The sequence below is a fragment of the Fusibacter sp. 3D3 genome, from assembly GCF_001748365.1.
Taxonomy (GTDB): Bacteria; Bacillota; Clostridia; order Peptostreptococcales; family Acidaminobacteraceae; genus Fusibacter_A.
Map to the genome: position 1 here is coordinate 197,381 of NZ_BDHH01000005.1, position 14,002 is coordinate 211,382.

General features: G+C 40.9%; 12 protein-coding genes. 6 read left to right on the forward strand and 6 right to left on the reverse strand.

What is annotated here, in order from left to right; translation table 11 throughout:
• Positions 1-16 precede the first annotated feature (16 nt).
• Positions 17-1,480: an amidase family protein gene (locus F3D3_RS08135; RefSeq protein WP_139132049.1), complete on the forward strand. Its 1,464-nt coding sequence runs from the start codon at positions 17-19 to the stop codon at positions 1,478-1,480.
• Between the two features lie 96 nt (positions 1,481-1,576).
• On the opposite strand, the gene F3D3_RS08140 is transcribed toward F3D3_RS08135, so the two are convergent.
• Together F3D3_RS08140 and F3D3_RS08145 are read right to left on the reverse strand one after the other, a co-directional pair.
• Entirely contained in the window at positions 1,577-2,764 is a 1,188-nt protein-coding gene (locus tag F3D3_RS08140) for a CaiB/BaiF CoA-transferase family protein (protein WP_069872861.1), read from the reverse strand.
• Positions 2,765-2,878: 114 nt separating this feature from the next.
• Positions 2,879-4,261 (reverse strand): YfcC family protein, encoded by a 1,383-nt coding sequence (locus F3D3_RS08145; RefSeq protein WP_069872863.1) that lies wholly within the window; start codon positions 4,259-4,261, stop codon positions 2,879-2,881.
• Positions 4,262-4,530: 269 nt separating this feature from the next.
• Here F3D3_RS08145 and F3D3_RS08150 point away from each other — a divergent pair, with 269 nt between their 5' ends.
• Positions 4,531-5,706, forward strand: coding sequence for a M20 family metallopeptidase (locus tag F3D3_RS08150; RefSeq protein WP_069872865.1), 1,176 nt, complete (start codon positions 4,531-4,533; stop codon positions 5,704-5,706).
• Positions 5,707-5,748: 42 nt separating this feature from the next.
• Here the strand turns inward: F3D3_RS08150 and F3D3_RS08155 are convergent, their stop codons facing one another.
• The 4 genes from F3D3_RS08155 to F3D3_RS08170 all read right to left on the reverse strand — a co-directional run bounded on the left by F3D3_RS08155 (position 5,749) and on the right by F3D3_RS08170 (position 8,751).
• On the reverse strand, positions 5,749-6,666 hold the full coding sequence (locus tag F3D3_RS08155; protein WP_069872867.1) for an AEC family transporter: 918 nt from the start codon (positions 6,664-6,666) through the stop codon (positions 5,749-5,751).
• Between the two features lie 33 nt (positions 6,667-6,699).
• Positions 6,700-8,040, reverse strand: a complete 1,341-nt coding sequence (locus F3D3_RS08160; protein WP_069872869.1) for a hypothetical protein — start codon at positions 8,038-8,040, stop codon at positions 6,700-6,702.
• Between the two features lie 103 nt (positions 8,041-8,143).
• Complete coding sequence (locus F3D3_RS08165; RefSeq protein WP_069872871.1) at positions 8,144-8,542, reverse strand: hypothetical protein; 399 nt, start codon at positions 8,540-8,542, stop codon at positions 8,144-8,146.
• The gene (locus F3D3_RS08170; RefSeq protein WP_069872874.1) at positions 8,539-8,751 is read right to left on the reverse strand and encodes a hypothetical protein; all 213 of its coding nucleotides are present in this window, start codon (positions 8,749-8,751) and stop codon (positions 8,539-8,541) included. The genes F3D3_RS08165 and F3D3_RS08170 overlap by 4 nt, the downstream gene beginning before the upstream one ends.
• Before the next feature lie 187 nt (positions 8,752-8,938).
• Here F3D3_RS08170 and F3D3_RS08175 point away from each other — a divergent pair, with 187 nt between their 5' ends.
• From F3D3_RS08175 to F3D3_RS08190, 4 genes are read left to right on the forward strand one after another with little or no spacing between them, the layout of a single operon-like run.
• Entirely contained in the window at positions 8,939-9,772 is an 834-nt protein-coding gene (locus F3D3_RS08175) for a xanthine dehydrogenase family protein subunit M (RefSeq protein WP_069872876.1), read from the forward strand.
• 11 nt (positions 9,773-9,783) lie between these two features.
• Positions 9,784-10,257, forward strand: a complete 474-nt coding sequence (locus tag F3D3_RS08180; RefSeq protein WP_069872878.1) for a (2Fe-2S)-binding protein — start codon at positions 9,784-9,786, stop codon at positions 10,255-10,257.
• Between the two features lie 12 nt (positions 10,258-10,269).
• On the forward strand, positions 10,270-12,573 hold the full coding sequence (locus tag F3D3_RS08185) for a xanthine dehydrogenase family protein molybdopterin-binding subunit (RefSeq protein WP_084388904.1): 2,304 nt from the start codon (positions 10,270-10,272) through the stop codon (positions 12,571-12,573).
• 42 nt (positions 12,574-12,615) lie between these two features.
• Positions 12,616-13,836, forward strand: coding sequence for a uracil-xanthine permease family protein (locus tag F3D3_RS08190; protein WP_069872882.1), 1,221 nt, complete (start codon positions 12,616-12,618; stop codon positions 13,834-13,836).
• Positions 13,837-14,002: the final 166 nt, after the last annotated feature.

Here is a 14,002-nt window from a genome sequence, read left to right on the forward strand (position 1 = left end):
GAAATGGGGGATGACGATGGTTGAGAATCGCTTTCTAGAAATAACGATAAGCCAGTATCACCATGAGCTTATTGAAGGTCACATGACGATTAGAGAAATGGTGCAGTTTTATTTAGATCGAATAGAGGCATTTGATCAGAAGGGCCCAAAACTCAACGCTATAATCATGGTGAATCCAGATGCACTTATTGAAGCGGATCGACTTGATCTGGAGACGAGGCAATCTGGAATTATTAGGCCGCTTCAAGGTGTGCCCGTGATTTTAAAGGATAATGTCAATACAGTGGATTTGCCAACGACTGCTGGGAGTAAAAGCCTTGAGGGGGTCATACCCGAGACGGATGCCTATATTGCTCAGCGTTTAAGAGCAGCAGGGGCGATCATTATTGCCAAGTCAAATTTACATGAGTTTGCCATATGGGGTGAAACCTTGAGCTCAATCTTAGGACAGACTTTAAATCCCTATGACCTCACAAGGACACCTGGGGGATCAAGTGGTGGTACTGGTGCGGCACTTGCTGCAAATTTTGGGCTTGTGGGCATAGGCACGGATACGATTAATTCAGTGAGGTCGCCATCTTCAGCGAATAGTCTTGTGGGGATTAGACCAACCCTTGGTTATGTCAGTAGGAGTGGGATTATTCCTTATTCGTACACCCAAGATACTGCGGGTCCTATGGCGAGAACTGTAGAGGACGCAGTGAGACTTTTAGAGGTGATCAGGGGCTATGATGTTGAAGATGAAGTCACTGCTTGGGGGCATACACACTTTAAAGTAGACCTTAAATCACATCTCATAAAAGAGGGGTTAACCGCAAAGCGCATCGGGATTTTAAATCATTTTTTTGGAAAGCAAGCCGTACATCAAGAAATCAATCAAGCTGTCCACCAAGTGATTCAAGAAATGAGCGAAAAGGGTGCCACAATGGTAGAAGTGAACGAAATCATAGATTCAGACTATTTGGTTAATAATGTAAGCGTTCATTTGTATGACTTAAAAGATCACCTAAACCTCTATTTGAAAACATTGCCAAGAAGTGCTAGGGTCCATTCTATGGCAGAGGTTTTAAACTCTGGATTATTTCATCCTGGCATTAAAGAGAATCTTTTGAAAGCTTCTGAACTTTCCACGACAATGCCCGAGTACAGTCAACGCATTTTAGAAAGAGAAAAAATCAAACAACAATTGATGCATATTATGGCAGATTATGATTTGGATGCACTGATCTATCCGCATCAGAAGCAATTAACTTGCAAGGTAGGCGGCTCACAAGATGAACGCAATGGCGTCTTAGCCTCGGTTACGGGGTTTCCTTCTATCTGTGTCCCCGCCGGGTTTTCGGCAGTAACAGAAACGGCTAAAATAGGTGTTCCTATTGGTATGGAGATTTTAGGGAGACCCTTTAGTGAGCCGATCTTAGTGGAAATTGCATATGGGTTAGAGACAAATGGTTCTCATAGAAAACTACCGCAATTATAGGGGGAAGGTATGCTTTGAAATAATCAAAGGCTATTACACAAAATAGTCCAGTGTAACAGCCTTTAATTTAGTTCAAACGATGTGATGGAAATGAAATTAGATGGCACCAAGTGTTTTTAATGTCTCTATTTCTTCGTCGGTCAGCCCGTTCATAGTCTTCAAGATAGATTCAGTATCTTCGCCAAGAACAGGGGAAGCCTTATAGACGGCACCTTGTGTAACGCTCATTTTAATAGGAATGCCAGGAATCTTTACTTTATGGGCAATCGGATGGTCCATTTCCAGAATCATCTCTCTGTGGTTCACCTGTGGATCATTTACAACGCTTTCTATGTTGTTGATTGGGCCATTTGGAATGCCATTTTCATCAAAAATAGCTTGCCATTCTAAAGTCTTTTTAGTCTTTATGATGGCTTTAATAATAGGGCTAAGCAATTCGTAGTTTTCTGACCGCAACGGATTGGAGGCAAATAGTTCATGTGAGATCAAATCGGCTCTTTGAATCTGAGTACAGAATTTATGCCAGATGGAATCATTGCCGACTGCGATCATGATTTCGCCATCCTCGGTATCGAAGGGTTCGAAAGGCACAATTGAAGCGTGGCGATTGCCTTCAGGCTTTGGAGAGATACCTGTTGCCATATACCTCGAAATGGCATTTTCCAGTACCGCAACTTGGCAATCCAACATGCTGACATCAATCTTTTGTCCAATGCCGTTTTCAGTTCTGTAGTGGAGTGCTCCAAGTATACCGATGGCGGTGAACATGCCCGCCATGATATCGCCCACAGATGGCCCTACACGAGTCGGTTTGCCCCCCTTTTGGCCAGTTATACTCATAATGCCGCCCATCGCCTGAACGACGCCATCATATGCAGGTCGTGCACTGTATGGGCCAGTATGACCAAATCCAGAAGTTGCAGCATAAATGATTTGTGGATTAATAGCTTTGAGGACCTCATAACCAAGTCCCAATTTTTCCATAGTGCCGGGCTTAAAATTCTCAGTGATCACATCCACGGATTTGATGAGTTTAAAGAACTCTTTTTGGGCTTCGGGTTGCTTTAAATTGAGTGTGATGCTTCTTTTGTTGCGGTTAATGCTCATAAAGTAAGCACTTTCGCCGTTGACATATGGGCCAAATTGTCTCGAATCATCGCCTTTAATAGGGGCTTCAACTTTAATGACATCAGCACCCATATCCGCAAGAATCATGGTGCAATAGGGGCCCGCTAATACCCGCGTAAGGTCCAATACTTTAATGCCTTTCAGAGCTTGTTCCATAAAAATACCTCCTCTATTTGATATTTTCTTTGACAAAGAGATGACTGTGCTTTTGGGTTTGCACAGTCATCTCTTTGGGTAATTTATCTAATTGTGTGTGGTTTGCAATCTTGATTAGAATCCTGTTGCAACGCCAATGAGCACAGCTGCAGCCGCAATTGCGGTCCAAATACCAATCAATGGCATGATGAATTTGAGCCATTTTTCATAAGGTATTTTTGCGAGCCCGATGAAGCCCATTAAAGTGCCTGAAGTTGGGATGATTAAGTTCGTAATACCATCGCCGTATTTGTAAGCGGAAACGGTAACTTGCTTAGAGAGGCCAATAACATCACTAAGAGGTGCTAGGATTGGCATAACCACTGCTGCTTGTCCGCTACCTGATGGCACAAAGAAGTTAAAGCCCCAGTTAAAGAAGAACATGAAAAGTGCAGAGAAGTATGCAGATAAATGGCTAAGTGGCATTGAACAGTAATAGATAATCGTGTGGATAATGTTACCTTGTGAAAGCACCACTGAAATAGCTGTTGCAAAGCCAATGAGCAATGCTGAAAAAACAGCCATCTTACAGCCATCAACAAATGATTTGCTCATTTGTTCGGTTTTCATGCCACTGACTAAACCACTAAAGATAGCAAGTAAAATCGTGACTGTATTAAGCTCACCCATGCCCCATTTTAGGTTTTGAGCACCGTAGATATAAAATGCAAAAGTTAAGAAAAGTGCGGCTAGAATAAGTTTGTGTTTTGCACTGAAAGCCGCGGTGTGATGCTCTTCAACAGCCCATTCATAATGGGTACCCAGAATAGACTTCGTTGGATCAGCCATGACTTTTTTAGCATAGATCATAAGATAAATAATTGCAGATGCAAGTAAGCAGACAAAGATGAAAGTTCTGTAGCCAATACCAGATAAAAGCGGTAATCCAGAAATCTTCTGAGCGACAACGACTGTAAATGGATCCATACCAGAACCGATGAAACCCGCATAAGTCGCCAGATACATCATGGATAAACCTACAATTGGATCCATTTTAAGCTTTCTGGCAATGAGTAAACCAATAGGAATAAAGACGATGGTTTGATTGACGATAATGCCAAGGTACCCGAGAATTGACATTGCAATCATGATAATAGGAATGAGTATAATAACTTTAGTTTTTAAACGCTGTGAAAGTGCATCAATTGCAGAGTCGATTGAACCCGTATCATTGATGATTTTAAATGCCCCCGAAACTAAAAAAACAGTAAAGATGATAGATGCTGCATTTGTCATACCTGTTGAAATTGCTAAAATAGCAGCAAAAGGATTTACAGGTGTGCTGTCGATGAAGTGAAATGAATTCGGATCAAGTGTTTTTGTGTCTGGAACCATTTCATAAGTTCCTGCTGGTAAAATATACGTTAACACAGCAGCACAGAGAATAAAAAATACCAATAAGACATACGTATCAGGCATCTTAAATTTTCTTTTCGATTTTTGAGTAGCATTAGCCATAATATTTCTCCTTTTCATAGTTTTATTATCGTGATGACAATTGTTAACAAAACCCCATTAGTTATTAACAAAACGCCGATAATTGTTAACGAAATATTAACAGATAAGCGAAAGACTTAAAATGAGCTATAATATGTCCAAAATTGTTTTTGATTGAAATTCAAATGCTTTTTAAAAAACGTATTTAGATTACAGACAGATTTTAGTCACTATTATGTCAATTTGATTGTTAATATAATGATCTTAAATATGAAGAAAGAGGTGGCAGCATGAATCCAGTTATTTTAGAAGCAATGCAGTCTTGTAAAATTGATAGCGCATCCGTACTTAAAACTTGGAAAGAAATCGTTGAAATTGAAAGCTTTACACACAATCGTGAAGGGGTCAGTTTGGTGTGCGATTTTATAAGAAGTGAGCTTGAAATTCTAGGTGTAAGGACTAAAGTGATCGAATTTGATAAAGTAGGACCTTTACTGATCGGCGAATATGGAGAAGGTGACCTCAGTGAATGTATTTTACTAACAGGTCATATGGACACCGTTTTTAAAGAGGGATTTATAAAAGAAAATCCTTTTAGAGTAGAAGACGGAAAGGCATTTGGTCCAGGTGTGCTCGATATGAAAGGTGGCGTTAATCTCATTTTTTATATTCTCAAACTGCTTAAAGCGTTGCATTATACAAAACCCATTAAAATTATAATCAGTGGAGATGAGGAACACGGTCACGAACATTCTAATCAGGGGCAGTTGATGCTAGAGGAGAGCAAGGGCTGCAAGCTGGCTTTTAACATGGAGACTGGACTGATTGGCAACAGCATTACTGTAGCGAGAAAGGGTAGAATCGCTTGTAGAGTTGCTACAAAAGGCAAATCGGCTCATGCAGGCGCTAACTTTAGCGATGGCATTAACGCAATTCATGAAATGGCATATAAGATTCTGGAAATACAAGCTTTGAATAACAAGTATAAGGATGTGACTTTTTCTGTTGGCACCATCAAAGGTGGCACCGTGGCCAATGCAGTGCCGGATTATGCTGAAATTGAAATTGATGTCAGATATAATGATGTGGACATCAAAGAGACGCTTATCGAAGACCTCAAGCAAATTGCACAGACAAGTAAAATACAAGGCACAACAGGTGAACTTTTTATCGATGGAGGGTTCCCACCGTTTTCGAACAAGCTCAATCAAAGAGCGTATGAGTTTGTAAACGCTATTTCTGTTAAAAATGGATTGGGTGAAACAGAAGCCATTCATATTGGGGGCTCATCAGATGCAGCTTTTATCACAATTGCTGGAGTACCTTGCCTCTGCAGTATGGGCGTTAAGGGTGAATGGAATCACACCAATAGGGAATATGCGCTTGTGGATTCTGCAATCGAACGCATTGTACTCATCACAGATGCCATTCTTGAGTCAGAAAAGGTAAAATCATTTTTGGTTTAATGTGTTGGATAAAGTTTAATCTCAAAGGTATGTACCTTAATTTCACCGAATTAGCATCAAAAAAAGTGGGATCGTAAGGGTGCAGAGGAGTGTTGTAATGGCAACGCACTTTGCAACGATACCGGATTCGCCACCAAAGTTTTTTGCAAACAAGGCAGCCGATGCTTGGACAGGGGCTGCCGTTTGTATGATTAAAATAGCTTTAAGCATTGGAGCAATCGGTATAAAAAGCAACACGGTGAGAAACAGTGTTGGAAAAACAACAGATTTTATGATCGAAACGACTTGTGCTTCACGATCTCTGAGAATTTCTTTTAATTCGTATTCAGCAAGTGTCGCGCCAATGACCATCAGCGCAAGTGGTACGGAGATAGCGCCAACGCCTTTAATGACACGCTGTAAATAGGCAGGGGTCTTAATGCCGAGAAAGAACATCGCCATGCCGAGGCAAATGGCGATCAAACCTGGATTCAGAAGTCGTTTGAGCGATTTGAGTTCGAATTTTTCTTGTTTAAAAATATGAACGCCGACGGTCCACTGAAAAATATTTTGCATAGCGACATAGACAGAAGTATAGAGCATGCCAAGTTCACCAAAGAGCGCATAGCTCATCGGGTAACCCAGAAAAACAGTATTGCCAAAAGTCATTGCATATCTAATGGACTTGGCATGATCTGTTTTTTTTGTAATATAGGGTGCAAGTTTTGCACTGAACAAAGAAACGCTTGATAAGTAAAGAAACGAACAAAGGGCAATGGCAATCATATTATGAACATAGGCCACTTTATATTCGATATTGATGGCTGAGATCACCAAGAGTGGCATGGCGATATTGACAACAATTTTACTGATGTCTTGAATCCCTGCATCTGTGAAAAAATTTCTTTTTTTGGCATAGAAGCCGATGATGACGTATATGATGAGTATGAGAATTTCTGATATAATTTTTGAATAACTCACGGCTTACTGCTCCTTTTATTTGTGGTTTAAGCACTACAAAACATTCGTTTTAGTTAAAGTGATTTCGTATATATCACTTGGACGACCTGATTTACCTGTTAACTGTTTGCCCGCATGGATTGCATATTTGGATTCCTCAAGTTTTAACAGGAGTCGGTTTGAACTGCGCTGCGAAATGGCTAGATTCTTAGAAATTTCGGGTGACGTAAAGCTGTTTTTCTTTTGCTTCTCCATGAGGATATACAAATCGTAGAGCAATGTTTGCGAGATGCCGGTCTTGGCTGAAATCTCTAAAATCAATTTTTCTTCGACTCTTTGTTCAGAAGAGAAATCCGCATGTAAAAACTCTAAGGGGCCAATCACTGAGTTTTCATAGGGCACAATATAGACGAGATTTGGATTTGAGTCGTCAAGGCGGTCTATGGCAATATTTGCGTTATGTTTGGCTTCGCTGGGGTCAAATCCATAGCCAATACCTATGTTGACATTACAATTTGTATTGACATTGATGGAGTTTACAAGATAAAAGCACTGGAATCCCTGCGTATATTCGAATAGATCCGATTTATTCATTAAAATGATAAACTTATCGTTGGATTCACTCACAACCGCTGCTTTGGTATTTCTGGCAAAATAATAGATTTCTTCTGCCACCTTTATTTTTTCATGCATGTACAAGTATTCATCTTTGCGGACATAGGAATATTCTTTTTTGGGGATTATTTTAATGATCAAAATAGCGGTGTGTCCAATTGTATTTTTACGAATATTACTTTGCTCGATGATTGTGTTTACTGTTTTGATGATGATTTCAGTGCTGGGTTTGACATAAATGCAAGGAATTTCAGCATTTACCAATAGCGTGTGAACGGGGTGTAATGCCGTGACACAGCCCTTTACGACATTTGTTTTATAAAGCAAAAGGTGTTCTTCATATACTTTTGAGACATAGGCTTGATCAAAACGTCTGCGCGTAATAAAATGCGTCTTGTTTTCGGAGGGTGAAATGTCAAGGTCCATAAAGAGTTGTTGAAGTTCAGAACTGGTATAACTGTCAATGCTGACATTTCTAAAATCCAAGTTTCTTAAAGAGGCTTTCAAAAATGCAATTTGAAGGGAAGACCAATCCTTTTTTAAGTAAGCGCAAGGCACTTCTGGGGATAAAATATAACTGTAATGCTCGTATTGCAGTTCCCCTAAAAATATAAACCCATCTATAGTGGATTTTAATGCTTTAATTTCATGTTCAACATGTTCTTGATAATAGACAAAATTATCTATAATAAATACAGGCGTGATATTTGTAAAAAGTGTGTTGAATATTTTTCGGATATCTTCTATCCTGACCTTTGAGCCAAGAAAACCGATTTTCATGAGCCGCTCCTTTTCCCCCAAGTGTGACTGGATTTGCGTTATACGTGGAACTTGTTATTTGATTATAAATTATATATCAAATTTGACATAATTGCATCTTTTTTTAACGCAAAGCATTTTGCTCGGTGAGAAGTCTTTCATAAGTTTTTTCGATCTGCTTGTAGCAGGTCATAATGGGTTCTAGCGCATCAAATCGTGGATAGTCTGTTTGTATTTGCTCGAGCAACTTCATCACGTCCGTGAGGGATTGGGTATAGAGGCGATGTATATCGAAACTTGGAAAATCTCTGCCACTATCGATATTTTGATCGAGTTCATCCATAATGGAATCTAAGAAGGCATGATATTTTTGAGCATCTTTTCGCGGTTGATCTAAAATGGTAAAGATGGTATCTTTGACGATTAAAATATCATCAATGTTTTGCCAAAAAGCGAATTGAAGCGCAATGAGGTCGTCTTCAACACAGGTTGTACGACCCTTAAATACAGCATGCGCTCTCACGAGATTGCGACTGAGTTTAATTCAGAGATCGGTTCAGTAAGGACGATTTTATAAGAGAGTAGGAATATCATGAACATGAACTCTTGGAAATCCTGAAAATAACGCATGCCAATTTGTTCGTAGTGCTTGAGCACTTGGGATGCGTTTAACAAATCCTGAAATTGTTTCATATCATAAGCATTATATCTAAAGTGATTACTGGCTTGCATTCTAATCCCCCTTTACCTATGATATTTACCCATTTAAAAGGGGCTTATGCGTATTTTAATTGTTAATGGGTACTAAATGCAAGAGTCAAATAGTCTGAAAATTTAGTCAATTGTTATAAAGAGTGTTTGGCCTAAAAAAGATTATAATGAGATAACGGGTTAATTAAAGGAATTTGTGGAGGGATGAATGATGAAGCCATTTGAATATTTTCGACCAACATCTTTGAAAGAAGCTTTAGCGTTATTGAATACTTATGGAGAGGAAGCCACTTTACTAAATGGTGGCACGGATTTAATCGTGCGCATGAGAGAAGGTCATTCCAGCCCTAAAGCTGTGATTGATATAAAACATATAGAAATGCTCAGGAAAATCAAAGTGACGGATTCGGAAATCACCATTGGGGCCTGTGTTTTATTAAATGATGTGGGTTCACATCCTGTTATTAGAGAAAGAGTGCCCTTTTTAGCACAGGCGGCATTGTCGGTTGGCTCAAAGCAAGTTCGAAATCGTGCAACTTGTATCGGCAACATCTGTAATGCTTCACCACTTGCGGACACAGCCACACCTCTACTGGCATTGGATGCAGAAGTTGAAATTTATGGTGAGGCGGGCGTCAAGCGAATACCCCTTAAGGACTTTTTTGTCTTTGTCCGTAAAACGGTGTTAAAACAAAACGAGATTGTGACCAGTATTTCCTTTAATACCAATAAAGACGCTAAAGGCATCTTCGAAAAAATGTCTAGACGTAAAGAAGTTGACCTATCCACTGTCTGTGGCACTGTATTTAGAGGCAAGGATGGCTATAGAGTGAGTATGGGGGCCGTGGCACCTACACCGATAAGACTTTATAAAACCGAAGCTTATCTAGATGCACATGATTTGACAGAAGACGTTATCCAAAGTGCCTGTGAAGTTGCCGTGAATGAGGTATCACCTATTAGCGATATAAGAGCCTCAAAAGCCTATCGGCAAGAACTTGTGCATTTGATTTTAAAACATGCATTATCAGAATGGTTATAGGGGGGATACACATGAAGACAGAAATTCATTTTACACTAAATGGTGAAAGTATAGAGCATGAGGTGGAGGTCAATAAAACGCTGCTTAAAATGATTCGCGAAGATTTTGATCTCACAGGTGCAAAAGAGGGGTGTGGCGCCGGCGAATGTGGCGCTTGTACAGTGATTATGGACGGTAGAGCGGTCAATGCTTGTCTTGTCCTTGCAGTTGAAGCAGAGGGGTGTGACCTCTTAACGATAGAAGGTCTTTCGGGTGACCAGAATGAACTCGATCCACTTCAAAGTGCTTTTATTGAAAATGCAGCGCTCCAATGCGGTTATTGTACACCAGGCATGATCATGACCGCAAAAGCGCTTTTAAATGAAAATCCACATCCAACAGAAACAGAAATCAAGGCGGGCATCAGTGGAAACCTTTGCCGGTGTACAGGCTATAAAAAAATTATCGAAGCGATTCAAAGTGTCGCAGATCAAAATAAAGCATAGGGGGTGTTGCATTTGAAGTTCGTCGGTAAGAGTGTCAAAAGGGTTGATGGCGTTAAAAAAGTAACGGGAACGTTAAAATATGTAGATGATATTAAGCTGTCTAGAATGCTCTATGCAGCAGTGAAAAGGAGTCCGCATGCCCATGCTAACATCATTAGCATCAATGTCGAAAAGGCGAGGGCATTAAAAGGCGTAAAAGAGATCATCACTGGGGACCAGTTCGAAAGAAGGGGAGGACTTTACCTAGAAGATAAAAACTTTTTAGCAGTGGGGAAGGCACGTTATCGTGGCGAAGGTGTAGCCGCAGTATGTGCAGAAACCGAAGAAATCGCTCAAAATGCGGTGGATTTGATCGAAGTTGAATACGAGGTTTTACCAGCTGTGACCAACGCGAAAGAGGGCATGAAGCCAGAGGCGCCACTTGTACATCCAGACTTGGGAGACTATCATTGGGCGCCAGTATTTTTTCCGAAGCCAGGAACGAATATCTCGAATCATTATAAACTGCGAAAAGGCGATGCGCCAGAAATCTTCAAAGAGGCTGAATTTGTTGTTGAAAATAATTTCTATGTCCCCCATGTTCAACATGTGCCTATTGAAACGCACACCGCAATTGCGCAGATGGATGCGGATGGTTATTTGACGGTGTGGGCAAGTTGTCAATCACCATATGCAGTAAGACAGGCTTTATCTGCGGCATTTGACATTCCACTTAACAAATTGAGAGTGCTTTCACCCGCAGTGGGCGGTGGCTTTGGCTCCAAGGCGGGAACCACACTTGAGGGCATTATCATCCCATTTGCGATGCATGCTAAGGGCAGACCGGTGAAACTCACTTATTCGAGACAAGATGAATTTGAAAATGCCTATGTGAGACAAGGCTTGCATGCCGCCATCAAAACGGCTGTCAATAAAGAAGGGAAAATACTCGCAGTTCAAAATGAGTTTATTTGGGATGGGGGTGCTTATACCGAGTATGGCGTAAACATCGCAAAAGCAGCGGGTTATGCATCAGCAGGCCCTTATGATATCGACAATGTTTGGACGGATTCTTACTGTGTCTATACGAATCATCCTGTGGGTGGTCCTTATCGCGGTTTTGGCATGAGTGAGATTCACTTTGGCATAGAACAAAATCTAGATATTATTGCAGAAAAATTAGGCATTACGCCTGTTGAGATCAGGAAAATTAATGGCATGAAACCAGGTGGCACAACAGGGACTGGTGAGGTGGTGACGGTATCAGGTCTTATGGAGTGTCTAGACCAAGTGGTTGAAGATATTAAGTTTTATGAAAGGAGCGAACCCTCTTCACCAACCAAAGTGCGTGGCAAGGGGATCGCATGTGGTTGGAAGGCACCCTCTATGCCGAACAACGCCGCGTCTTCGGCAATCATCAAACTCAATGAAGATGGTACAGCCCACTTACTTGTAAGTGCTCAAGATATTGGACAGGGGTCGGATACGGTCATGACGCAAATTGCCGCAGAAGTGTTGTCTATTTCGCCAGAAAAAATCACGATTAAAACGGGTGACACGGATCATACTCCATATGAATGGCAAACCGTTGCTTCTAGAATTACCTATTCAGCGGGGCGTGCTGTCTATGAAGCTTGTCATGACGCTATGGATCAATTGTTGGATTTATCCCAAATAAAACTGGGGATTTTTAAAAGGGATTTAGAGCTTCGAGATGGTTATGTGGTCTCTAAGATTTATCCAGATAAAAAAGTGTCTATTTCGGAACTTGCACTTGGTCTGAATTTTGAGGACGGTTCGGCGATTCACGGGCCAATTATCGGCAGAGGTTCCTTTATTCCGCCGAACATCAGAAATGCAGATAAGAAAACCGGCCTTGGCGATCATCCTGTTGTATTTTGGACCTATGGGGTTCAAGGGGTAGAAGTGGAAGTCGATTTGGAAACGGGTCAAACAAAAGTACTTAAAGTTGCTTCTTGCTTCGATGTAGGACGGGTTGTCAATCCTCAACTACTGGAAGGTCAAATAGAAGGTGCAATCGTACAGGGGCTAGGGACTGCTTTATTTGAGGAGCTCATGCTCAAAGAGGGCAAGGTGCTCAATCCATCCTTTGTAGATTACAAGATACCGACGGCAGACGATATGCCAGAAATGATCATTAAGTTTGTTGAAAATCCAGAGGAAACTGGACCATTTGGCGCAAGGGGGGTTGCAGAACCTGCAATGGTGCCATCTGCTCCAGCAATTGCGAATGCCATTTATGATGCGACTGGTATTCGACTCAATACAATGCCTATGACAGCTGAAAAGGTGCTCGCGGCAATGCAAGCAAAATAGATTAACGAGAAGCCGCATCTAAAAACAAATAGGAGGGGTTATATGGAATCGCAAAAAAATGTTCATGCGATTACAGATGTTACTGAGTTGGGGATGCCTAAGATGCTGACATTAGGTTTGCAGCATACCTTTACGATGTTTGGTGCAACTGTATTAGTACCCATTATCACGGGACTTGATATTTCTGTTTCACTGTTACTAGCAGGGGTTGGCACGCTTATTTTCCACTTTATCACAAAGGGCAAAGTCCCTGCATTCTTAGGATCTTCATTTGCATTTATCGCACCGATGCTTGCAGTTGCAGGAACCTATGGACTCGAGTATGCAAGGGGTGGCATTGTAGTAGCAGGCTTTGTCTATCTGATCTTAGCAGGACTCATGCACGTGTTTGGTTCGGACAAAGTCATCAAATTTTTCCCGCCGGTGGTCACTGGACCGATTATTATGGTTATTGGTCTTAAACTTGCGCCAACTGCCATTAGCATGGCACAAACGGATTGGTTACTGGCCTTTATTGCATTTTGTATTGTAACAGGAGTCAGCGTTTATGCAAAGGGCTTCTTAAAAGTAATTCCGGTTATTATTGGTCTCATTGGCACTTATCTCATCGCAGTCATTTTGGGTAGAGTTGACTTCTCTTCGGTAAAAGATGCAGCCATGCTCGGTGTTCCAGCATTTAAATTGGCAAAATTCAATTTGGATGCGGTTTTGACTGTGGCACCTATTGCACTTGCAACCATGGTAGAGCATGTGGGTGATATTTTAGCAATAGGCGCAACTGTGGAAAAAGATTTTATGAAAGACCCTGGACTCACCAGAACCTTAATGGGAGATGGTATTGCAACTGCGGTTTCAGCCATGTTTGGTGGCCCTGCAAATACCACTTATTCTGAAAATACTGGCGTCTTAGCGCTCACAAGAGCGTGGGATCCTAAAATTATGAGAATAGCAGCGGTTATGGCAATTTGTTTAGGGCTTATCCCAAAACTGGGTGCTTTGATTTCAACCATTCCAGGCGCGATTATAGGGGGGATTTCCATTATCTTATTCGGTATGATCGCCTCTATTGGAGCAAGAACACTTGTTGAGCATCAAGTGGATTTCACGAAAGCTAGAAACTTGATCATTGCAGCTGTTATTGTGGTTTTAGGTTTAGGCGGAGCCGTTTTGCCTATTCAAATGGGGGCATTCACAGTCAATATAGAAGGTATGGCACTTGCAGCAATCGCTGGTATTGTTTTAAATGTTATTTTACCAGAATAAATTGAATAGTTTTTAAGCAAAACTTTGATATTTTAAATCTCGTTAATCACTAAGCCGGTAGAGGCGCTCTTCTTTTACCGGTTTACTTTTCAAAAGAATTTGTTAAATGGAAACAAACATTTCGAATAAAATCACATATTTATTATTGTTAAACACTAAAAAAATA